The sequence below is a fragment of the Mesorhizobium sp. M0778 genome (assembly GCF_040320105.1).
Taxonomy (GTDB): domain Bacteria; phylum Pseudomonadota; class Alphaproteobacteria; order Rhizobiales; family Rhizobiaceae; genus Mesorhizobium.
The window spans coordinates 1-22,161 of record NZ_JAMYPA010000016.1; the positions used below are offsets into that span (position 1 = coordinate 1).

Genomic DNA, 22,161 nt, shown 5'->3' on the forward strand with positions numbered 1-22,161 from the left:
AATCGGTGATTGCAACGTCACCACCGTGCCATGGCCGCTCGCCCTTCAGAGCAAGCGCCGTTCTCTCTCCAAAACTTTTTGCAGAACCTTCAGGACACTATCCGTTTCCAGCCGCGGGGGCGCCTTGGGAGGGCCTTTCGAAACCCGTGGTCAAATGTTGGCGAGCAATTCGTTGACGCGGCTTTCCATGTCGGCAAGGGCGGTGTCGACGTCCTTCTGGCCACTGATTGCTGCACTCATCTCTTCGCCGATAATGTCCTGGATCGCAAACTGGCGCTGTACGGCCGACGGCAGCGGCTTGCCGAGGTCGGCGACCGCAGAGATCGTGTTGCGATGCGGCAGGACCTTGAAGGCATCCGAGGTGATGACGGCCTTGTAGGCGGGCAGGTGACCGGTGCGCGACCACTCAAAGTCGTTGTCGGCGAAGAACTTCAGGAATTTGCCGATGGCCGCGATCTGTTCGGGCGTGCGGTCTTTCTGCGACACGGCCCAGGTGTGGCCGTCGGCATATTGCGCGTGGGTGCCGCCAAACAGCTGCGGATACGGATAAACCGCATAGCCGCCCTTGTTGAGCGCCGTACCCTTGGTTTCGGACTGGGCGTTGTAATCGCCGACCACCCAGGTGCCGTTGAGGTGGACGCCACCCTCGCCGGCAAGGAAGGCATTGATCGAGCCGCCATAATCGAGGTCCTTGGTGGTGTAGCCCTTCTCGAAGATCGCCTTGTACATCTCGACGACCTTCTTGGCTTCCGGCGTATTCAACTTCACATGCTTCGGATCGGCAAAGAAATCGGAATCCTGCTGGAAAAGATAAGTGTAGAGATTGCGTGTGTAGAGCGCAGTCTCATTGGTCAGGTTCTGGACGAAATAAGGCTTGCCCGTCTTCTGCTTGAACTGTTCGGCCTGGGCGAGCAGTTCCTCGGGCGACTTTGGAAAAATCGGCGTGCCGTCGGCACTGACGAGGCCGGCTTGTTTGAAAAGATCCATGTTGACATGATAGAGCATCGTCCAGCTGTCGATCGGCAGGCCATAGATCTTGCTGTCTTTGGTGGCGCCATTGCGCGCCGCGTCGGTGAAGGCGTCGGGTGTCACGCCGACTGACTTCAAGAGATCGTCGAGCGGCATCAACAGGCCCTTCGACTGATAATCCGACAGTACGGATTCATGGATCGTGACGATGTCCGGAGCGTCGCCTGAAGCGAACTGCGCGGTCAGCTGATCGTAGCCGGGCCATTCCACGGTGGTGACGTTGACGTGGACATCGGGATTGTCGGCGTTGAACTTGTTGATCAGCGAGGTGATGATTCCGCATTCGCCAACGGCTTTGGTGGGATCGGTGTTGGTGCCGAAATCGGCATCGCAGGCGCCGAAAAAGCGCTGCACGCTCAGTTCCGTGGCCGCGAAGCTTGGATTTGCGAGCATCATTGCGCCCGCAGAGACTGCGGCAAACAGCATTTTCTTCAGTTTCATATCAGTTCCTCCTACTGAGTTTCCGCCGCTCCACCCTGGATTGGCCTTCGTGCTTCAATCGCTGCGCATTCCCCCCGGCCGTCAGGCAATCTTCGTTATCTCACCGCAGCGCCGGAGACCGCCGTGACGATGTATTTCTGGAAAAACAGGTAGACGATCAGGATCGGTGCACCGGCAAACACCGCCTGCGCCATCAGGAAGCCGATGCCTTCGGACTGGGCGAAGTTGGTCTGCGTCGAGGCCATGCCGACCGTCAGCGTGAACATGTCCTTCCTCGTTGCCGAAATCAGCGGCCAGAAATAATCGTTCCACGCGCCGAGAAAGGTAAAGATGCCGAGCGTTGCCTGCGCAGGCAGCGTGAGCGGCAGAAGCACCTTCCAGAAAATCCTGAGCCGGCTGGCGTTATCGAGCATGGCGGCTTCGTCCAACTCCTTCGGGATGGCTTTGAAATACTGGGTCATCAGGAAGACGCCGAACGGAGCCGAAAGGCCCGGCAGAATGAGCCCTTGATAGGTGTTGTGGAACTTCAGCATGCTGAAGATCTGGTGACGGGCGACGAGCACGGCCTGCTCCGGGACCGCCAGGCCGAACAGCACGATCACGAACAGCACGTCTCGGCCGGGGAAATTCAGCCGTGCAAAGCCGTAGCCGGCGAGCGACGACAGGATCAAGGTGCCGAGCGTCAATCCGCCCGAGACGATGATGCTGTTGCGCACCCAGATGAACACCGACGAGGTGCCGACCGTGTTGATGTAGTTCTTCAGCGTATAGGGCGCGTGAAACACCGAATTCGGATCTGCCATCAGCTCCGCATTGTCCTTGAGTGACAGGCCGATGACCCACAGAACCGGCGCGATCATGACGATCGAAAGCAGGAGGACCAGGGCCAATAACAAATGGTCGCCAAATGCCCGTCCCTTGATGGAAGCGGCTGGAGCGCTCATGCCTGGTCTCCCCTGCTGCGTGTCACCAGGTACTGGGCCATGGCCGCGATCAGGATGAGGATGAACAGGATTTCCGATGCAGCGGCGCCCAGGCCGAGATCCCAGCGGCGGAATGCGGTGTCGTAGATGTAGAGCACGATCGGCTTGGTCAGGTTGTTCGGACCGCCCCGCGTCATCAGCCAAGCCTGGCCGAACAGCTGGAATTGCAGCACGATCTGGATAATGATCACCAGGATGAAGGTCCGCTTGATCGACGGCAGCGTGATCGAGCGTAGCGTCTGCCAGCGATTGGCATTGTCCAGCGCCGCCGCCTCGTAGATATCCTGCGGAATCTGCTGGAGCGCCGAGAGAAAGAGCATCATCGGCAGGCCGATGCACCACCAGATGGTGGCAATGGCGATGCCGACCATCGCCAGGTTGGGATCGGAAATGAAAGCCGGCGCGGTCGCGCCGAACCATCCGTAGATCGTCGACAACAGGCCGACATTCGGAATGAAGACGATGCGCCAGATCAGCGTGACGATGGTGACCGACAGCACCGACGAGGAAAAGAACAGCGTCCGCAAAACCGCAGCAGTGCGCGTCCGGCGATTGAGGCAAAGCGCCAGGAAAAGACCGATCAGCGCCAGCGTCGGCACCGTCAGCAGCACGAAGTAGAAGGTGTTCCAGATCGATTGCAGGAAGACCTTGTCGTGATACAGCCTGACGTAATTGCCGAAACCGACAAAATTTCCGGACGAGAACGTGTCGGCCTTGTGGAAACTCAGCCACATCCCCCAGAGCAGCGGGAAGAGCAGCAGCGTCGTGAAGAAGAACAAGAATGGCGCAACGAAAATGAAGTTTCGCCATTGCGGCGCATAGATGTCGGCGGTCGGCGTTCTGGCGCCGACAGCAAGCGTCGCGGTCGGGGACATCGCCAGCCGGTCAACCATCTCAGGCCTCCCTCGCATGCCAGGCGCGGCCGGTCTCATTGAACAGATGCGATTTCTGGCCGTCGAAGGCGAGCCCGATCCTGTCGCCGACGGCGACGCGACTGTTGCCGGCATCGGAACCGACTATCTGCTGGCCATCGCCCAGCCGCGCGTAGATCAGGGTGCGTTCGCCGAGCCGCTCGAGCACATCGACCACGCCATCGGCATTGCCCTGTCCGGCGGCAACGATACGGACGTCTTCCGAACGGATGCCGAAAGTGTACTTGCCATCGGTCAATTGGCTGGAGGCGATCTCGGTCTGCACCGAGATGCCGTCCGCAAACCTGGCCGTGGCGTTCTCGCCGGATTTGTTGAGCGTCGCATCAACGAAGTTCATCGCCGGCGCACCGACGAACCCTGCGACGAATTTGGTCGCCGGACGCTCGTAGATCTCCATCGGAGTGCCGATCTGATCGATCTTGCGATTGTTCATGACGACGATGCGGTCGGCGAGCGTCATTGCCTCGACCTGGTCGTGGGTGACGAAGATCATCGTCGACTGCAGGCGCTGATGAAGCTGGGCAAGTTCGATGCGGGTGCGGGTGCGCAACGCCGCATCGAGATTGGAGAGCGGCTCGTCGAACAGGAACGCCTTCGGCTCCTTGACGATCGCACGGCCGATGGCGACGCGCTGGCGCTGACCGCCGGAGAGCTGGCCCGGCTTGCGATCGAGCAAATGCGGCATTTCGAGGATGCGGGCGGCTTCGTTGATGCGCGCCTCGATGACCTTGCCTGGAACGCCGATATTCGCAAGCCCGAAGGCCATGTTGGCGCGCACCGTCATATGCGGATAAAGCGCATAGGACTGGAACACCATGGCAATGCCGCGCTTGCCCGGCGGCAGATGATCGATGCGCTCATTGTTGATGGCAATCTCGCCGCTATCGACAGCTTCGAGACCGGCAATCATTCGAAGAAGCGTCGATTTTCCGCAACCGGACGGCCCCAGGAACACGATGAATTCGCGTGCCCTTATGGAGAGCGACAGATGATCCAGCACCGTCATGGCACCGAACTGCTTGCTCACGTTTCTGATCTCGATATCGGCCGTCACGTCGACGCTCCTCCTCAGCGCTTGCGCTTGTCTCGATGATCCGCCTGAACTCAGAGCCTCAGGCGAATGACCTGGTAGGAATAGGCCGGCAGCGACAGGCTCAGCTTGCCGCCGGCGAGTGAGGCGCCCTCACCCTTCCTTGGGCCGACATTGCCTGGGTTCTCGGCCGAATTGACGGCTTTCAGATCGGCGTGCGCCACGACCCGGTGATCGACGATTTCCGCTTCGCCGAAGCCGGTGAGGTCGACCACTGTTTCGATTGCCTCGCTCGAATGGCGGTTGACGGCGAAGAAGGTGACGTGGCCGGTCTTCGTGTCGTGCACGCCGGCAATGTCGACGTAGGCGACGTCGCCCGCAACGGTGGATTTATAGGTCGGGCTTTCCACCTTGAGATCCAGCGCATTGCCGCGGCCGTAGTTAGAAGCAAACAGATAGGGATAAAAAATCGTCTGCCGCCATGCCGGGCCATTCGGAACGGTCATGATCGGCGCGATGACGTTGACCAGTTGTGCCAGGCAGGCGATCTTGACGACATCGGAACGGCGGATGAAGGTGTTGAGGATCAGGCCGACCTGCAGCACATCCTCGAAATTATAGATGTCTTCGAGCAACGGCGGGGCGAATGGCCAGCCGTCGCTGCCGCCGAGGATTTTCTTGTCCTGCTCCTTGGAATGGTACCAGACGTTCCATTCGTCGAACGAGATGTAGACCTGCTTGTTGGAGCGCTTCTTGGCCTTGATATAGTCGATGACGCCGGCGACCGAGACAATGTAGTCGTCGAGCTTTTCGCTCATGGCGAGATAGTTCGAAGCGTCGTTGGCTTCGTTGTCGAAATACATGTGCAGCGAGATGTAGTCGACCTCGTTGTAGGTATGGTCGAGAACCGTCGCTTCCCATTCAGGGTAGGTCGGCATCTTGGCATTCGAAGAGCCGCAGACCACCAACTCGAGCGACTTGGAGAAGGCGCGCATTGCCTTGGCCGTCTCATGCGCTAAGCGGCCATACTCGTCCGCGGTCTTGTGGCCGATCTGCCAGGGGCCGTCCATTTCATTGCCGAGGCACCAGAGCTTGACGTCGAAGGGCTCCTTGCGGCCATTGGCGATGCGCTTGTCGCTCCATTTACTGCCGCCGGGATGGTTGGCGTACTCCAGAAGGTTGCGGGCTTCGTCAAGGCCGCGCGAGCCGAGATTGACGGCAAGCATCATCTCGGTGTTGGCGGAGGTGCACCAATCGGCAAATTCGTGCAGGCCGACTTCGTTGCTTTCCGACGTATGCCAGGCGAGGTCGAGCCGCACCGGGCGCTCTTCCTTGGGGCCGATGCCGTCTTCCCAATTGTAGGCGGAGACGAAATTGCCGCCGGGATAGCGGACGATCGGAACATTAAGTTCTCTGACGAGATCGATGACGTCCTGACGCATGCCATTGGCATCCGCCGTCGGATGGCCTGGCTCGTAGATGCCGGTATAAACTGCCCGCCCGAGATGCTCGATGAAGGATCCGTAGAGCCTCGGATCGATTTCCGAGACAACATAATGCGGATGTGCCGTAACGGCTGCCTTCATGCATTCCTCCCATCGATATCACAAACGATGATTTAAATCATCTTGCCCGATATCAAAGAGGAATTGGCAGCTCTTCGTCAAGCCAAAATAGCCAAAAGTAGGACAATTAGACGAAGGTTTTGGCTCAGCAGAAAGCCAGTTCATTGAAATTGCTGCGTTATCTTCAGAACCCGGTTTCATGATATCAACCAGTTTTGATCCGGAGCAGGATGTCCTGATCGTAATTTCCAAAGCCCTTGCCGAAAATGTTGATCCCGCCGGGGCGCTTGGCGTCGTCCTTGACGCCGATACGGACGCGGATTGAATGATGGCTCTTCAGATCGAGTGCGGCGAGGCCGGTTTCGGAAATCCTGAGGCCGTCGACATAGGTGCCGTCATTGGCAATTCGCCAGTTCTTGAGCTTGCCGTATTGCGAACCCTTGAGTTTCCACCAGGACGGCGTGAAGACGCCGCGCTTGTCGCCGAAATCCCCCGGCGACGTCCAGGTGCCGACATCGACGCCATTGATCGTCAGCGTGATGTCCGAGGGCCAATCGGCGCTGGTGCCCGGCACTTCCGAAGACAGCTCTATCGCCACTTCGAGCTCGGTGATCTCGGCATTGGCGAGCTTGGCATTATTGGGAAACTGGTATTCGACAAAACCGCGGGTGAACCACAACAGCCCGGCTTTCATACGATCCGGATCGAGGAAAGTGTTCGGTACATCGAGCAAGCCGATGATGCCGTCCGGCGAACAAAGGCCGCAGGGCGCGGTAACCTCGAAGCCGGTGTAAAGCCCGATCGGCATCGACACTTCGATCGCGTCGTTCTTGACCGCACGATATTCGCTCTTGAACACGACGAGCACTTCTTCGGCCGTCGGATAACAGATTTTCTGGCTGCCTTTCTTCGCTTTCAGGTTCTCGGTGCGGATCAGCCCCGCATCCTCCAGCACCTGGATGTTGGTCGAGACGGTCGACTGCGGCAGCGACAGCACGGCGGCGATTTCGTTGACATTCATCGGCCCCTTCTCATGCAGCAGTTTCAGCATTGAGATACGCGCCGAGGAGGCAAGCCCCTTGAGCACGGCAATGCCTTCCTCAGGTTCAATCACCAGAAAATTGCGACTCATGAAATGCCCGGGCCCATGCCAAATCTATATCCGAAATTATCCTGTATATCGGGATATCTGATTTAATCAATGCGCAGGCGAACCCGAGCAATTTGTTAAATCCAGCAGGGCGACGGTCGCGCGGTGGCCCTGCACAGAATTTGTGCAGGAGCCATATGCAGAGTGGACACCTGAACGCCGATCGCCCAATCTAGTCCGGAGCCGAGCCCGGTGATGGCGGCTTGGACATGAAGTGGTTGGACGGGTCGTGACCAAAGGGTGGAAATTATATGATCAGCGACTGGCCTGGGTCCTCGTCGCGCCCGTGCTTTTGCTGCTTACCCTGCTTCTGCTGCTGCCGATCGCGATGATGACTGTCTACACGTTTTTCACCTTCGTTACCGCTGGGGTGGAGTCGGCGGTGCTGACCTTCGACAACTGGAAGGAATTCCTCACCGACAGCTACTATCACGGCTTTCTTTGGAAGACCGTTCGCGTCGGCGCCATCACCGCTGTGATCTGCGCGATCCTTGGCTATTTCCCCGCCTATTTCATCTGGGCCACGACTTTCAAGCACAAATGGCTGCTGCTGTTGCTGCTCATCGTGCCGTTCTGGATCAGCTTCACCATCCGGACATTCTCGTGGATCCATATTCTCGGCGAACAGGGGCTGATCAACGTCGTGCTCATCCGGCTGGGGGTCATCAACGAGCCGTTGCCGATGCTCTACACCGAGGGCGCCGTCATCATGGGGCTGCTGCATTTTCTGCTGCCCTACATGATCCTGAACGTCTATGTCAGCCTGGAGGGCATCGACCGCACCTTGATCGCCGCCGCCCGCTCGATGGGCTGCACCAGCGCACAGGCGTTCCGCGAAGTGACCCTGCCGCTGTCGATTCCGGGGCTGGGCGCCGGACTGTTGCTCTGCTTCGTGCTGGCGGCCGGCTCCTATGTGACGCCGCAATTGCTCGGGGGAAGCCGCGACGCGCTGTTCGGCAACCTGATCTACGACACCATCATGGGGCAGCTCAACTGGCCGATGGGCGCCACGCTTTCCATCGTCCTGTTCGTTCTGCTCGGTGCGGCCGCGGCCGCCTACAGCCGCTATATGGGCCTGTCGCAGATCATGAAGGGTCTCAGTGCATGAGAGCGGAGCATCCCGATCGCGAAGGCAGATGGGCGTGGCGGCTAACCGGCGCGATCACGGTGTGCGTCTATGTCTTCATGTTCGCCCCGATCCTCGCCACGGTCGTGCTTTCCTTCAACGCCTCGATGTTTGGCGGCTTTCCCCTCACCGGCTTCAGCCTGCGCTGGTACGAGAAGCTGCTCACCAACGGGCCGGTCCTCGATGCCTTCCGGACATCGATGTGGATTGCCCTGGTGACGGCAACGGTGACGACGCTGCTCGGCATCATGGCGGCATTGGCGCTGGTGCGCTTCGAGTTCCGTGGCAAGCAGGCGATCAACACGCTTGTCATTCTTCCCGCGCTGGTCCCCGAGACGATACTGGGCGTCGGCCTGCTGGTCATGATCAAAGCCGTCGACCAACCGCGCAGCATGACGCTTCTGGTGCTCGGCCACATTCTGCTCACGCTCCCCTACGTGGTGCTGATCGTTCAGGCGCGCATGGTCGGCATTAAACGTTCCTATGAGGAGGCGGCACTGTCGCTCGGGGCGCCGCGTGTGTCGACATTCCGCGAGATCACGCTGCCGCTGCTCATTCCCGCAGTGCTTGCCAGCGTGCTGCTCGCCTTCACCATCTCGTTCGACAACACCTCGGCCAGCCTGTTCTGGCGACCGGCGGGCGTCGAGACCATGCCGACGCAAATCCTCTCGATGCTGAAGATCTCGATCAGCCCCGAGGTGAACGCGCTGGGCACTGTCATGATCCTTTTGACGGTCGGCATTCCCTTGGCTGGTGGGCTCATCCTGCAAAGCCTCACCTGGTTCAAGGCAGGCAAGTGAAAATGAAAATGGGAGAATGAAAATGAAACTGACAACCACCAAACGACTGGAACGGCTCAACGAACGCTATGCCAATGGCGACATCAGCCGGCGATCATTCCTGACGCTGACGGCCGCCGCTGCCGCCGCCACCGGGCTTTCCATGCCCTGGATGGGACGCGCGCTGGCCGCGGTTTCGGAAGTGCGCTTCGACGGATGGGGCGGCGTGGTGCAGGAGGCGATCGATAAGTACGCGTTCCAGCCCTACACCGCCAAGTCCAAGGTCAAGGTCGTCCAGGGCACCTTTGGCGACGAGAACGAGATCATCACCAAGATCAAGACGTCGAAGCCGGGCGACTTCCAGATCGTCCATTCTTCCGGCGTCAACTACTACATCAAATACGTCAATGGCGGCTTCAACTCGGAGATCAACGAGGCGAACATTCCGAACATGGCGAATGTGCTGACCGCCATGATCGAGCCGTTCCGCAAGATCACGCCGAAGCTGTCGGCAGTGCCATATGATTACGGCACCACCGGCATCGCCTACAACAACAAAGTCATCTCGCCGGAGGAAGCCAAGGAAAAGGGCGCCAACCTGCTTACCGACAAGAAATATGCCGGCAAGGTCGGCGGCTACGCCGATATGACGACGCGCGTCTGGTATGCGGCGCTGCAGACGAAACAGGACCCCAACAACATCCAGGACATGGATGCGGTCTGGGCCAAGGTTCGCGAGACCCGCGACCTGGCCAAGAAGTTCTGGAGTTCCGGCGCGGAATTGATGGACCTCCTGTCGCGCAACGAAATCGTCGTTACCGATGCCTGGTCCGGACGCGTCGCCGCCCTGCAGCAGCAGGGCCAACCGATCGGCTATCTCGACCCCGCCGGCTCATACGCATGGATGGAGGACATGCTGGTGCTCAAGGGATCGCCGATGGCCGAATGCGAGGAACTGATCAACTTCATGCTGGATCCGGCCACGTCGATCGCTGTCGCCGAAGGCCAGAATTATCCACCCTCGCTTGATCCGACCAAGGTGAAGCTGACCGACAAGATCGCAGCGCTTCCGGCCTTCGACCCGACCGGATCGATGAAGTCGCTGACCTTCGCCGATCCGCTCTACTGGGCGAAGAACGAAGACGCCTGGACCAAGCAATGGGACAGGGTGTCGAAAGGTGCATGACGATAACAGCCACGATCAGCCCCGGCCGGCATCGGCCGGGGCTGATCGCGACCCGCTCGCTCGGGGCGAAAGCCAGCCGACAGGAAAGCCTGCGGTCGAGTTTCGCGACATCGATATTTTCTACGGCAAGTTCGCCGCCGTGCGCGATTTTTCACTGGCGATCCGCAAGGGCAGTTTCGTCACCTTGCTGGGGCCGTCCGGATGCGGCAAGACCACGATCCTGCGATCGATCGCCGGCCTGGTGGATATCACCAGCGGGCAGATCTCGATCGGCGGAAAGCGCGTCGACGACATCCCGATCTACAAGCGCAACATCGGCCTGGTGTTCCAGAACTACGCGCTCTTTCCACACAAGAACGTCTTCGACAACGTCGCATTCGGGCTGAAATACCGGAACGTGCCGAAACCGGAAATCGTGCGCCGGGTCAAGAAGGCGCTGGATATGGTGCGGCTGCCCGGCAGTGAGACAAAGCTGCCGTCACAGCTCTCGGGCGGCCAGCAGCAACGCATCGCACTGGCCCGCGCCATCGTCTTCGAACCGGAAGTGCTGCTGCTAGACGAGCCCTTGTCGGCGCTCGACGCCAATATGCGCGAGGACATGCGCGTCGAGATCAAGAAAATCCAGCGGGAGACGGGCATCACCGCCATCTTTGTGACGCACGACCAGGAAGAAGCCTTGTCGATGTCCGACCGCATCGTCGTGATGAACGCCGGCCTGATCGAGCAGATCGGTTCCCCGGCGCAGGTCTACGACCAGCCGGCCACCGCATTCGTCGCCAATTTCCTGGGTAAGGCCAACATGCTGCCCGGCAGCGTGACGGCGATGGACGGCAACATGGCAACGATCGCGCTGGCCAGCGGCCATGTCGTAAAGGCGGCCGCACCGAAGGCGCTCACGGCCGGCAGCGCGATCACCGTCGTCGTTCGCCCGCAGAAGCTTACCGTCGGCACCGCCGGTGCTGCCAACAGGCTGGCGGGACGGATAGTCTCGACCTCCTATCTCGGCGGCAATGCGGTCTACGAGATCGACATCGGCGCTGGCACGCCGGTGCGCGCCAACACGCTGATCGACGGCCAGCCGCTGCGTGAGGGCGAAACGGTCGATGTCTGCTTCGACCCGCTGAGCTGCGTGCTTCTCGACGCGCAAGGCGTAAGCATCGCGTAGCGAGGCGGCGCTGAGCCATTTCAGTCTTTCGCGTCACCTTTTGGCCCGAGAAACCGCGCATAGACCTCACCGACAATACCGCGCCGGAAAACCAGCACACAGACCATGAAGGTCAGGCCGGTGGCGATGGTCACCGGAAAATTCGAGGTGGCGAGCGTGTTTTCCAGGCCGACGACCAGACTGGCGCCGATGATCGGCCCGACCATGGTGCCAATGCCGCCGAGGAGCGTCATCAGGATCACCTCGCCCGACATCTGCCAGGTGACGTCGGTGAGCGTGGCAAACTGGAAAACAATCGCCTTGAGCGCGCCGGCCAGCCCGGCCAATGTTGCCGACATGACGAAAGCCGCCAGCTTGTAGTTGGCGACGGAATAGCCAAGCGAAATCGCCCGGCTCTCGTTTTCGCGGATGGAACGCAGGATCATGCCGAAAGGCGAGTTGATGATGCGCCAGATGGCGAACACGCCGATCAGGAAGACCGCCAGAACGAAATAGTAGATGTTCATCGAGACGTTCAGGTCGAGCATTCCAAACAGCCTGCCGCGCGGCACGCCCTGGATGCCGTCCTCACCTCCGGTGAACGGCGCCTGCACGCAGAAAAAGAAGAACATCTGCGACAGCGCCAGCGTGATCATGGCGAAATAGATGCCTTGCCGGCGGATGGCAAAGAAGCCCATCACAAGGCCAAGCAGCGCGGCACCCAGGACGCCGAGCAGGATGCCCGCTTCCGGCGGCCAGCCCCAGACCTTGACCGCATATGCGCTGAAGTAGGCCGCCCCGCCGAAGAACGTCGCATGGCCGAAGGACAACAACCCGGTGTAGCCGAGCAGAAGGTTGAACGCGCAGGCAAACAGCGCAAAGCACAGCATTTTCATCAGGAAGATCGGATAGACGAAGAAAGGCGCCACCAGCAGCGCCAGGATGCCGAGCCCCACCAGCGTCCATTCAAGCCATACCGAACTTTTGGCGCGCGTCTCGCGAAGTGAGAGTTCGGCCATCTCAGACGTCCCTTCCGAAAAGACCGGCGGGCCGGACCAGAAGCACGATCGCCATGATGACGAAGACCACCAGATTGGAGGCTTCGGGATAGAAAACCTTGGTCAGGCCTTCGGCGAGCCCAAGCATGTAACCGGTAACGATCGCCCCGAGGATCGATCCCATGCCGCCGACCACGACAACGGCGAACACGACGATGATGAGGTCAGATCCCATCAGCGGGCTTACCTGATAGATCGGCGCGGCGAGAACGCCGGCGAGACCGGCAAGAGCGCAGCCGAGGCCGTAGGTAAGGGTCAGCAGCAACGGCACGTTGACGCCGAAAGCCTGGACCAGGCGGGGGTTCTCCGTTGCCGCGCGCAGATAGGAGCCCAGCTTGGTCTTCTCGATCAGCACCCAGGTGCCGAAACAGACGATCATCGAGGCGACCACCACCCAGCCGCGGTAATTTGGCAGGAACATGAAGCCGAGATTGGTGCCGCCGGACAGCAGCGGCGGCACGGAATAAGGACTTCCCGATACCCCATAGTAGTACCGGAACACGCCTTCGAGCACGAGCGCGAGGCCAAAGGTGAAAAGTAGACCGTAAAGCGGGTCGATATCGTAAAGCCGCGACAGCGCCAGGCGCTCGACCACGACACCGAAGCCGCCGACGATCAGCGGCGATAGGATCAGAGCCGGCCAATAGCCGATGCCGAACCGGGTGAGCAGCAGATAGCCGATGAAGGCGCCGAGCATATAGAGCGCGCCGTGAGCGAAATTGATCACGCGCAACAGGCCGAATATGACAGCTAGGCCCAGGCTCAACATGGCGTAGAAAGAGCCGTTGATGAGGCCGACCAGCAATTGGCCGAGGAATGCCTGAACGGGTATTCCGAAGATCATCGTCATGGCGCCATCATACACCCAGCACTTCATGCAGCAGCGTCATGCGATCAGGCAGTTCGCCGACCGGAAAGCCCGACACCACCTTGCCGTGCTCCATCAGATAGAAACGATCGGTGACACGGCTGGCAAAGCGGAAATTCTGCTCGACCAGCAGGATTGTCATGCCGCGCTTTTTCATCGTCGCCAGCAGATCGCCGATGCGCTGCACGATAACGGGAGCCAGTCCCTCGGTCGGTTCATCGAGAAGCAGCATTTTCACGCCGGTCCGCAGCATGCGCGCGATCGCCAGCATCTGCTGTTCGCCGCCCGACAGCCTGGTGCCGGGGCTGTTGCGGCGCTCCTTCAGATTGGGGAAGAGATCGAATATTTCCTCCACGCTCATGCCGCCCTCGGCTACGATCGGCGGCAGGACCAGATTCTCGTCCACCGTCAGCGTCGCGAAGATGCCGCGTTCCTCCGGCACCAGGCCAAGGCCTTGATGCGCCGTCCGGTGCAGTGGCAGGCGCATCAGATCCTTGCCGTCGAAAGCGATCTGGCCGGTCCGCTGGCGGATCAGCCCGATGATGGCGCGCAATGTCGTGGTCTTGCCGACGCCGTTGCGGCCCAGCAATGTCACCGTTTCACCTGGAAAGACCTCCAGATCGACGCCGTGAAGCGCGTGGCTTTCGCCATACCAGGCGTTGAGGCCGCGGACTGCAAGAAGAGGCGCGGCGTCACTCATCGGCGGTGCCCATATAGGCGATCCTCACCCGTTCGTCGCGACTGACCGTGGCATAGTCGCCGGCGGCAAGGATTTCGCCGCGCTGCATGACGGTTATCCAGTCGCAAAGATCGGCTACAACAGTCAGATTGTGCTCGACCATCAGCACGGCGCGATCCTTGGCGACCGAGCGGATGATGTCTGAAACCGTGCGCACATCCTCATGCCCCATGCCGGCCATCGGCTCGTCGAGCAGCAGCACTTTCGGATCGAGGGCCAGCGTCGTGGCGATCTCGAGCACGCGTTTCCTGCCATAGGAGAGATCGGCGGCGGGCCTGTTCTTGGCATCGTCGAGGCCGACAGACCGCAAAAGCTCCTCGGCGCGCGGCGTCAATCGATCGAGCGCTGCCAGCGAGCGCCAGAACTGAACGCTGAGCCCGCCCGGCCGCTGCAATGCAACGCGCACATTGTCGAGCACGCTGAGATGCGGAAACACCGCCGATATCTGGAACGAGCGCACCAGGCCCATCCGCGCGACCTTGGCCGGCGACGTGCGGGTGATGTCGTGGCCGAGCAGTTCGATCCTGCCGCTCGTCGGCGGCAGGAACTTGGTAAGCAGGTTGAAGACGGTGGTCTTGCCGGCGCCGTTGGGCCCGATCAGCGCGTGGATGTTGCCATGGTAGAGGTCGAGATCGACATTCCTGACCGCGACGAAACCGGCGAAGTCGCGCCGCAGGCCCCGGGCGGAAAGCACCACCCGCGGCCCATTCGGTTCGGGCGGCGCCATCGGCCCGCCAATCACTCGCTGGCCGTAGGACAGCCGCTTTCCTTGGGGCTCAGGAACGCCTCGTTACCGGGGATCGTGGCAAGGGGTTTGTAATAGTCCCATTCCTTGGTGCTCTCGCTCGGCGACTTGACCTGATAAAGATACATATCGTGGACCATGTTGCCGTCGGACTGCACTTTGCCGTTCGCCGTAAAGACGTCGTTCACCGGCATCGAATGCAATTCCTTGGCGACAGCTTCAGTCGCGTCGGTGCCGGCCTTGTCGATCGCCTTCAGATACTGCGTCACTGCCGAGTAGGTGGCGACCTGGATCATGTTCGGCATGCGGTTGGTGCGCTTGAAAAACTGCTTGGCGAACTCGCGGCTCTTGTCATCGCGATCCCAGTAGAAGCCTTCGGTCAGCACCACGCCTTGCGCTGCCTCGAGGCCGAGCCCATGCACCTCGGCCAGCGTGAACAGAAGCGCTGCAAGCCGCTGACCGCCCTGCACGATACCGAACTCGGCCGCCTGCTTGATCGAGTTGGAGGTGTCGAGGCCGGCGTTCGCCAGCCCGACGACCTTGGCGCCCGACGATTGCGCCTGCAGCAGGAAGGATGAATAATCGGTCGAGCCGAGCGGATAGCGCACCTCGCCAACCACCTTGCCGCCATGGCTCTCGACGAAGTTGGCGGTCTGCTCCTTGAGCGAATAGCCGAATGCATAATCGACGGTGACGAAGAACCAGCTGTCGCCGCCTTGCTGGACAAGAGCGCCACCGGTTCCTACCGCCTGCGAATGCGTGTCATAGGCCCAGTGGAAGCCATAGGGCGAGCATTGTTTGCCGGTCAGCTCGGTGGTCGCGGCGCCGGTGACGATGTCGATTTTCTTCTTTTCCTTGGAAATCCCCTGGACGGCCAGCGCCACCGAGGAGGTGGTCAGTTCCATGATGGAATCGACCTGTTCGGTATCATACCACTGCCGCGCAATGTTGGAGGCGATGTCCGGCTTGTTCTGGTGGTCGGCGCTGACGATCTCGATCGGCGCGCCTTGTACCTTGCCGCCGAAATCCTCGACCGCCATCTTGGCGGCCTCGACCGACCACTTGCCGCCGAAATCGGCATAGACGCCCGACTGGTCGTTGAGAATGCCGATCTTGACCTTGCCGTCAGAAATCTCGGCGGCTGCGGCAGGCATCGCAGTCGCTGCAAGAAGCGCGGCCGAGGCCAGGTACGATATCTTCATTGGTGACTTCCTCCCTTATGGTCGACAACCGAGCAACATGTCGGCGGCTGCCTGCTGCGGCACGAAGAGTGGCCTCCCATATTCCGTCCTCTCCGGCGGAAAATCGCAGCGCTGTACGGCCGCCTATGCCCGTCCCTCAAATCGTAGCATCGCGCGGCAACGCGAGAACAGTTACTTTAGTATTAGGCTCGCGGTGCCCATGCCGCGGACGTCGAAGCGCAACATAGGGCCGGATCGTGCAGGGTCCAGATGGCGTCTGATCTCTCTGAAGCCGACGTGCCGTGATGAAATCCCGGCCCGAGCGGTCGTGATCAGATGATGCAGCTGAACGAGAAACGTGTGTTCTCAACCGCCGGCTGGATGATGGCATGCAACCAGGCGGCCATCGCCGATGCTTTGAAGAAGCGGACGCTCGCTGCGGCAGAGGGAGGTGGCGGCTGGGCAGCGGGTGTGGAACCGGCATCCCGAAGGTGGGTTCATCGGGCTGGGCAGGTCGCCCTTGAGTACCAACCGCCCGCGCCGCGCCCGGTCGATGCTGGGTATCGGAACGGCGGAACGCAGCGCCGCGGTGTAATGATGTCTGGGCGCCGCAAAGACCTCGTCGGTCGGCCCACTCTCCACGATCGATCCCAGATACATTACCGCCACACGGCTCGAGATCTGACGCACCACGGAAAGGTCGTGAGCGATGAACACATAGGTCAGGTTGAACTCCTCGCGCAGATCGGCGAGCAGATTGACGATCTGCGCCTGGATCGACACGTCGAGCGCCGAGACCGGCTCGTCGGCCACGATCAGCCGTGGCCGCAGCGCCAGCGCACGGGCGATGCCGATACGCTGGCGCTGGCCGCCGGAGAATTCGTGCGGATAGCGCGATGCGTGCTGGGGCGACAAGTCGACCCGGCGCAGAAGGTCGGCCACGCGGTCCGCCATTTCCGATGCCGAGAGGCGTTCATGGATACGGAATGGATCGGCCAGCAGATCGCCGACCCGCCGGCGCGGATTGAGCGAAGCGCTGGGATCCTGAAAGACCATCTGCATCTGCCGCCGCAACGGACGAAGCTGGCGCTGGGAGGCATCGCTGATGTCGCGGCCCTCGAATTCCAGCGACCCCGAGCTGATTTCGGTCAGACGCACCAGACACCGGCCAAGCGTGGATTTGCCGCAACCGGACTCACCGACGATGCCGAGCGTTTCCCCGGGCCAGATGTCGAGAGACACCTTATCGACCGCATGTACGGTCCGGCGCTGTGCCGGGAAGATCGAGCGGCCGACGCTATAACGTTTCGACAGATCGCCGGCGCGAAGCAGCGGGCGCGGCACGGCATTCATCGTTGCATCTCCACGCCGCCAGCCTTCTGGACAGCGAATTGTTTGCGCGTGGACTCCGGCAACACGCAGGCGGCGCGATGGCTCTCGCCTTGCATGATCGGCAGCTGGACCAGACAGGCGTCGTGGCGAAAGGCACACCGGGGGCCGAAGGCGCAGCCTTTCGGCAGGTTGGAGAGCGAGGGCGGAATCCCCGGGATAGCGGCAAGCCGGGCCGGACGTGGTCCCTCCATCGGCGGGATCGAGCCGAACAAGCCCCATGTGTAGGGATGCAGCGGCGCCCGGAACACGCTGCTCTTGCCGCCCTCCTCGACAAAGCGTCCGCCATACATCACCAGCACCCGGTCCGCGACTTCGGCAACGACGCCAAGATCATGCGTGACCAGGATCACCGCCGAGCCGAACTGGTCGCGCAATCGTCCGATCAGTTCGAGGATCTGCGCCTGCACGGTAACATCGAGGGCTGTGGTCGGTTCATCCGCGACGAGCAGCGCCGGGTTGCAGGAGAGTGCCATGGCAATCACCGCGCGCTGGCGCATGCCGCCGGAAAGCTGGTGCGGGTAGCTGTCGACGAACCGATCCGGATTTGCGATGCCGACCGCATCCAGCAATTGCACGGCCCGCGCCCGCGCGGCTTTCGCCGACACTTTTTCATGCGCGCGCACCTGCTCGCCGATCTGGTTGCCGATCGTATGCACAGGAGTGAGCGCCGACATCGGATCCTGGAAGATCATCGCGATCTGGCGGCCGCGAATGGCATCGAGCGCACGCCGGCTGAGCCCGATCAGCTCCTGTCCCATGAAACAGATGGAACCGGAGACGATAGCGTTGGGGCTGTTGATCAACCCCATGATGGCGAGCAAGGTCTGGCTTTTGCCCGAACCGGATTCGCCGACCACCCCGACGATCTCGCGCTGCTCGACGGCAAACGAGACGCCTCCCACCGCCCGCACCAGGCCCTCGTCGCTGCGGAAGGAGACGGTGAGGTCCTTGACCACCAGAAGAGGAGCATCAGCCGACATTGCGTGCCCTCGGGTCGATGATGACGAAGACGACGTCGACGATGAAGTTTGCCATCACCACGAAGAAGGCGGCGTAAATCACCGTGGCCAGGATCATCGGCAGATCGAGGGTCTGCAGTGCCTCATAGGTCAGTTTCCCGACACCCTGCAATCCGAAGACCACTTCGGTCAACAGTGCGCCGCCGCCGACCAGGGCACCAAAATCGAGGCCGAACATGGTAACGAACGCGACCAGCGAGGTCCTGAGGCCATGATGCAGCAACACCCGGCGCTCGCCGATCCCCTTGGCCCGGGCGGTGCGGATGAAATCCTCCTGCATCATCTCGATCAGGCTTGCGCGCAGCACCCGTCCATAGAGGCCGACGTAGAGGGTTGCCAGCGTGAACCACGGAATGACGAGCGCCTTGAACCAGCCCCAGGGATTCTCGGTCAGGGGGATGTAGCCGAGCGGAGGAACCCAGGAAAACAGCCAGCTGTCGTGCCAGCGGCTTTGTGTCAGCAGGTTGGCGACCTCGCCCAGCCAGAAGACCGGGATCGACACGCCGACCAGGCTCAGGATCATCAGCGCCCGATCAACGAATGTACCGCGCGTTGCGCCTGCGATCACCCCGACAATCAGTCCACCCAGCACCCACAGCACTGCCGCGCCGCCTACCAGCGACAGCGTCACCGGAATGGCGCTTATCACGGTCGGGATGACGCGCTGCCCGCGATTGACGAAGGAGGTGAGATCACGGCTGACAAAAAGCCGGTTCATCATCAGCCCATATTGCACAGGCAATGGCCGGTCGAGACCGAAATCGTGGCGCACCTGGATCAACGTCTCTTGCGAGGCATTGCGGCCGGCAATGCGCGCCGACGGATCGGCGCCCGGCGTCGCAAAGAAAATCAGGAAAGCAACGACACTTATGCCGAACATGACCAGCACCATCTGGCCAAGCCGGAAGCCGAGCGCGGCAACCACTAGACGCCCCTCGGCGAGGATTTCGGATCGAGCGCGTCGCGTACGCTGTCGCCCAGAATGTTGAGGGCCAGGACCGTGATGACGATGGCCAGCCCCGGCGCCAGTGCAACGACCGGCCGCGAATAGAGCAGGCCCTGGCCGTCCTGGATGATGGTGCCCCAGCTGGCATCCGGCGGCTGCACGCCGATCGACAGGAACGACAGCGAGGATTCCGTCATCATGTTGAGCGCCAGGATCAACGGCACGAAAACGATGATCCGGGTCACCACATTGGGCATGATGTCGCGCAAAAGGATGCGCCAGGGCGACGCGCCCAGGCCGATCGCAGCGGTCACGAATTCGGCATGCATCAAGGTCAGGACATGGCCACGGATCGGCCGCGCCACATAGGGCACATAGACGATGCCGATGATGAAGACCGGTAGCCACAGGCTGCCGGAGCGGATTTCGAATGGACCGATCCGGATACTCTGCGCAATCAGCACGATCGACAGCGAGATCGCCAGCAGGAAAATCGGGAAGGCCCAGAGCACGTCGAGAATGCGCGACAGGCCGATGTCGACGATGCCACCGAAGAACCCGGAGACGACCCCCAGAAACGTCGCGAGGACGAGGCACAGCGCGACTGCAGCACCCGAGATCAACAGCGAATCCTGTCCGCCGTAAAGCAGCCGCGCCGCGACGTCGCGGCCCTGGTTGTCGGCTCCGAGCAGGTAGGGACCGATGCGCCACGTCGGCCCGATCGGCGTCATGCCGAGGCCAAGGCCTTCTGTGGAGGGCTGCAGCACCGGCTGGGTCACCCCATCGACGACGACCTCGCCATTGAGATTGGTCACAAATGGATCGGTGCCGGAGACGTACCGCGCATAAAGCGGCGCCGCGAGCGAGGCGATCACGACGACGACGAGCACGGCGAATGCCGATATTGCCGAACGATCGCCTTTCAGCTTGCGCCATGCCGTGCGCCACGGGCCATCGGTGGCCCGGCGAACCGGGATGGCGGGCTGATCCGCAATGACATTGACCATGAACAGGATTGCCTAGGAAAAATCTCGGCCTGAAAGATGCGCTGATCCGCCGGAAAAGGAAATGCGACGGAGAGCCGGCGGCGCTCCGTCGCATTGGCTCCGGGAGGTTATTCCACCCAAGACTGGCTGACGATCCAGTAGAATTGTGGGCTGAAGGTGAAGTTCTTCAGCCTGGACGAGATGACATCGACCCGCTTCGGCGTGAACAGGACGGCGACCGGCGCCTTGTCCGTCACCGCCTTGTCGATGGCGGTCCAGAGTGTCGCGCCCTTGGCCGGATCGGCGATGGTGGCTGCCTCTGCCTCGTCCATCGATGCGTCGATCGACTTGTCGCAGAACCCCGAAATATTGACCGAGGCGTCGGAACCTGGCGTAAACGAGGCACAGCTGAACAAGACCTGCAGGAAATTCGATGGCGCCGGGTAATCCTGGAACCATTGCGAGATCGAAATCTGCACCTTGTTGTTGGTGTTCTGGATGTAGGTGAACTGGATGTTCTGCGAAATCGGCTTGACCGACGTCTTGTAGCCAAGCTGGTTGAGCACGTCCTGCAGATAGACGCCGATCGCCTTGGAGACAGTGGTGTCCTCGGTGATGATCGTCACCTCCTGACCTGCGGTTCCCGATTCAGCAACCAATTGCTTGGCCTTATCCATATCCGGCGCGGACCACTTCTCACCCGGATTGGCGGTGAACGGGCAATAGGCTGCGAATGACGGGAAGCCCGGCGGCAGGATCTGACAGGCCGGCTGCGCCAGATTGCTGCCGCCGAAAAGCTTGACGATCGCGGCGCGGTCGATGGCGAAGTTCACCGCCTGGCGAACGCGGATGTCGTTGAACGGCGCCAGATTGGTGTTCATCGGCGCGTACCACATCGCCGTCAGCGGGTGAACCGTGACCTGCTTGGCATATTTGGTGCCGAGTTCGGCGAGACGGTCGGACGGCGGCGGATCGAACATCCAGTCCGCCTGGCCATTCTCGACCGCCGTCACCGCCGCCTCGTCGGTAAGGCCGAATTCATAGTCGATCTCGTCCGGATATCCGGCCGGCTGCGCTTCCTTGCTCCATTCCTTGAAATGAGGATTACGCACAATCTTCATCAGCTTGTTGGGGTCGTAGCTGGCGATCATGTACGGTCCGGTACCAGGGATCGGATCGGTGCCGGCGTCCTTGAGCGGCGCGCTCGCCGGCAGGATCGACGCGTGTGGAACAGCAAGCTTCTGCAGGAACTCGGCGTCCGGCTGGGCCAGGTTGAAGGTAATGGTTCCGGCCGTATCGTCGACCGCCAGGCCACCTTCGAGGGTGCATGCAGCCGGCGCCTTCAGGCATGCATCCGCGCCGACGATGCCTTTGTAGAAGGTCCCGGCCGTCGGCCCGCTGATCTTGAAGATGCGCTGGAACGAAGCGACCACGTCTTTCGTCGTGACGTCCGAGCCATCGGCGAACTTGATGCCCTTGCGCAGCTTGAAGACATAGGTCTTGCCGCCGTTCTCGATCTGCGGGAGGCTTTCCGCCAGGTCCGCGACGACCTCGAAGCCGGTCTTGTCCCCGGCCTTCCTGTAGGTCACCAGGCCATCGTAGAGGACGTAATTGATCTGGAAATACTGCAGAGTGTAATTGATGTGCGGATCGGCGGTACCTGCCGCGGCATTGGCCAGCAATCGGAGCGTGCCGCCTGGCTTGCCCTCGGCGGCCAAAGCACTGCTTGCCGGCGACATCATCGTCACGCCGAGCAGAGCCAGGCCAGGTATCAACGCTGCAAATGCTTTTTGGGGTCGCATATTTGTTCCCTCATGGAGGCGTGTCGCTTTTTGCCGTGCTGAACCCGGTCGATCGACCAT

General features: G+C 61.0%; 21 protein-coding genes. 4 read left to right on the plus strand and 17 right to left on the minus strand.

Annotated features, from left to right (window positions below; all coding sequences use genetic code 11):
* Positions 1–150 precede the first annotated feature (150 nt).
* From NKI22_RS21150 to NKI22_RS21180, 7 genes are all read right to left on the minus strand, one after another.
* Positions 151–1,470 (minus strand): ABC transporter substrate-binding protein, encoded by a 1,320-nt coding sequence (locus NKI22_RS21150; RefSeq protein WP_352589462.1) that lies wholly within the window; start codon positions 1,468–1,470, stop codon positions 151–153.
* 95 nt (positions 1,471–1,565) lie between these two features.
* Positions 1,566–2,414 carry a carbohydrate ABC transporter permease gene (locus NKI22_RS21155; protein ID WP_352484059.1) on the minus strand — a complete coding sequence of 283 codons (849 nt, stop codon included), beginning with the start codon at positions 2,412–2,414 and terminating at the stop codon, positions 1,566–1,568.
* Positions 2,411–3,328, minus strand: coding sequence for a carbohydrate ABC transporter permease (locus NKI22_RS21160; RefSeq protein ID WP_051409714.1), 918 nt, complete (start codon positions 3,326–3,328; stop codon positions 2,411–2,413). Before NKI22_RS21160 ends, NKI22_RS21155 begins: the two co-directional genes overlap by 4 nt.
* 19 nt (positions 3,329–3,347) lie before the next feature.
* Positions 3,348–4,439 carry an ABC transporter ATP-binding protein gene (locus tag NKI22_RS21165; RefSeq protein ID WP_352589459.1) on the minus strand — a complete coding sequence of 364 codons (1,092 nt, stop codon included), beginning with the start codon at positions 4,437–4,439 and terminating at the stop codon, positions 3,348–3,350.
* 50 nt (positions 4,440–4,489) lie between these two features.
* Complete coding sequence (gene arfA / locus NKI22_RS21170) at positions 4,490–6,001, minus strand: arabinosylfuranosidase ArfA (RefSeq protein WP_352815154.1); 1,512 nt, start codon at positions 5,999–6,001, stop codon at positions 4,490–4,492.
* Between the two features lie 18 nt (positions 6,002–6,019).
* Positions 6,020–6,181 carry a hypothetical protein gene (locus NKI22_RS21175; RefSeq protein ID WP_156948152.1) on the minus strand — a complete coding sequence of 54 codons (162 nt, stop codon included), beginning with the start codon at positions 6,179–6,181 and terminating at the stop codon, positions 6,020–6,022.
* Between the two features lie 4 nt (positions 6,182–6,185).
* Positions 6,186–7,112 (minus strand): ArsR/SmtB family transcription factor, encoded by a 927-nt coding sequence (locus NKI22_RS21180; protein WP_352494491.1) that lies wholly within the window; start codon positions 7,110–7,112, stop codon positions 6,186–6,188.
* A gap of 247 nt (positions 7,113–7,359) precedes the next feature.
* Here NKI22_RS21180 and NKI22_RS21185 point away from each other — a divergent pair, with 247 nt between their 5' ends.
* From NKI22_RS21185 to NKI22_RS21200, 4 genes are read left to right on the plus strand one after another with little or no spacing between them, the layout of a single operon-like run.
* Entirely contained in the window at positions 7,360–8,238 is an 879-nt protein-coding gene (locus tag NKI22_RS21185) for an ABC transporter permease (protein WP_023718528.1), read from the plus strand.
* Positions 8,235–9,056 carry an ABC transporter permease gene (locus tag NKI22_RS21190; RefSeq protein ID WP_023718529.1) on the plus strand — a complete coding sequence of 274 codons (822 nt, stop codon included), beginning with the start codon at positions 8,235–8,237 and terminating at the stop codon, positions 9,054–9,056. The genes NKI22_RS21185 and NKI22_RS21190 overlap by 4 nt, the downstream gene beginning before the upstream one ends.
* A 22-nt stretch (positions 9,057–9,078) precedes the next feature.
* On the plus strand, positions 9,079–10,221 hold the full coding sequence (locus NKI22_RS21195; RefSeq protein ID WP_352484610.1) for an extracellular solute-binding protein: 1,143 nt from the start codon (positions 9,079–9,081) through the stop codon (positions 10,219–10,221).
* Positions 10,214–11,386 (plus strand): ABC transporter ATP-binding protein, encoded by a 1,173-nt coding sequence (locus tag NKI22_RS21200; RefSeq protein ID WP_352639405.1) that lies wholly within the window; start codon positions 10,214–10,216, stop codon positions 11,384–11,386. The genes NKI22_RS21195 and NKI22_RS21200 overlap by 8 nt, the downstream gene beginning before the upstream one ends.
* Positions 11,387–11,406: 20 nt before the next feature.
* Here the strand turns inward: NKI22_RS21200 and NKI22_RS21205 are convergent, their stop codons facing one another.
* The 10 genes from NKI22_RS21205 to NKI22_RS21250 form a co-directional block, all read right to left on the minus strand.
* Positions 11,407–12,384, minus strand: a complete 978-nt coding sequence (locus NKI22_RS21205; RefSeq protein WP_352639403.1) for a branched-chain amino acid ABC transporter permease — start codon at positions 12,382–12,384, stop codon at positions 11,407–11,409.
* Position 12,385: 1 nt separating this feature from the next.
* On the minus strand, positions 12,386–13,273 hold the full coding sequence (locus NKI22_RS21210) for a branched-chain amino acid ABC transporter permease (RefSeq protein WP_031193840.1): 888 nt from the start codon (positions 13,271–13,273) through the stop codon (positions 12,386–12,388).
* Positions 13,274–13,280: 7 nt separating this feature from the next.
* Positions 13,281–13,991 (minus strand): ABC transporter ATP-binding protein, encoded by a 711-nt coding sequence (locus NKI22_RS21215; protein ID WP_352494493.1) that lies wholly within the window; start codon positions 13,989–13,991, stop codon positions 13,281–13,283.
* On the minus strand, positions 13,984–14,757 hold the full coding sequence (locus NKI22_RS21220; RefSeq protein WP_352524838.1) for an ABC transporter ATP-binding protein: 774 nt from the start codon (positions 14,755–14,757) through the stop codon (positions 13,984–13,986). The genes NKI22_RS21215 and NKI22_RS21220 overlap by 8 nt, the downstream gene beginning before the upstream one ends.
* A gap of 11 nt (positions 14,758–14,768) precedes the next feature.
* Positions 14,769–15,977 carry an ABC transporter substrate-binding protein gene (locus tag NKI22_RS21225; RefSeq protein ID WP_352937642.1) on the minus strand — a complete coding sequence of 403 codons (1,209 nt, stop codon included), beginning with the start codon at positions 15,975–15,977 and terminating at the stop codon, positions 14,769–14,771.
* A 345-nt stretch (positions 15,978–16,322) separates the two neighbouring features.
* The gene (locus NKI22_RS21230; RefSeq protein ID WP_352639398.1) at positions 16,323–17,309 is read right to left on the minus strand and encodes an ABC transporter ATP-binding protein; all 987 of its coding nucleotides are present in this window, start codon (positions 17,307–17,309) and stop codon (positions 16,323–16,325) included.
* Positions 17,306–18,328 (minus strand): ABC transporter ATP-binding protein, encoded by a 1,023-nt coding sequence (locus tag NKI22_RS21235; RefSeq protein WP_352716113.1) that lies wholly within the window; start codon positions 18,326–18,328, stop codon positions 17,306–17,308. Before NKI22_RS21235 ends, NKI22_RS21230 begins: the two co-directional genes overlap by 4 nt.
* Positions 18,318–19,292 carry an ABC transporter permease gene (locus NKI22_RS21240; RefSeq protein ID WP_023718540.1) on the minus strand — a complete coding sequence of 325 codons (975 nt, stop codon included), beginning with the start codon at positions 19,290–19,292 and terminating at the stop codon, positions 18,318–18,320. Before NKI22_RS21240 ends, NKI22_RS21235 begins: the two co-directional genes overlap by 11 nt.
* Positions 19,292–20,320 (minus strand): ABC transporter permease, encoded by a 1,029-nt coding sequence (locus NKI22_RS21245; protein ID WP_352958834.1) that lies wholly within the window; start codon positions 20,318–20,320, stop codon positions 19,292–19,294. Before NKI22_RS21245 ends, NKI22_RS21240 begins: the two co-directional genes overlap by 1 nt.
* Positions 20,321–20,427: 107 nt before the next feature.
* Positions 20,428–22,101 carry an ABC transporter substrate-binding protein gene (locus tag NKI22_RS21250; protein WP_352815150.1) on the minus strand — a complete coding sequence of 558 codons (1,674 nt, stop codon included), beginning with the start codon at positions 22,099–22,101 and terminating at the stop codon, positions 20,428–20,430.
* Between the last annotated feature and the right edge of the window lie 60 nt (positions 22,102–22,161).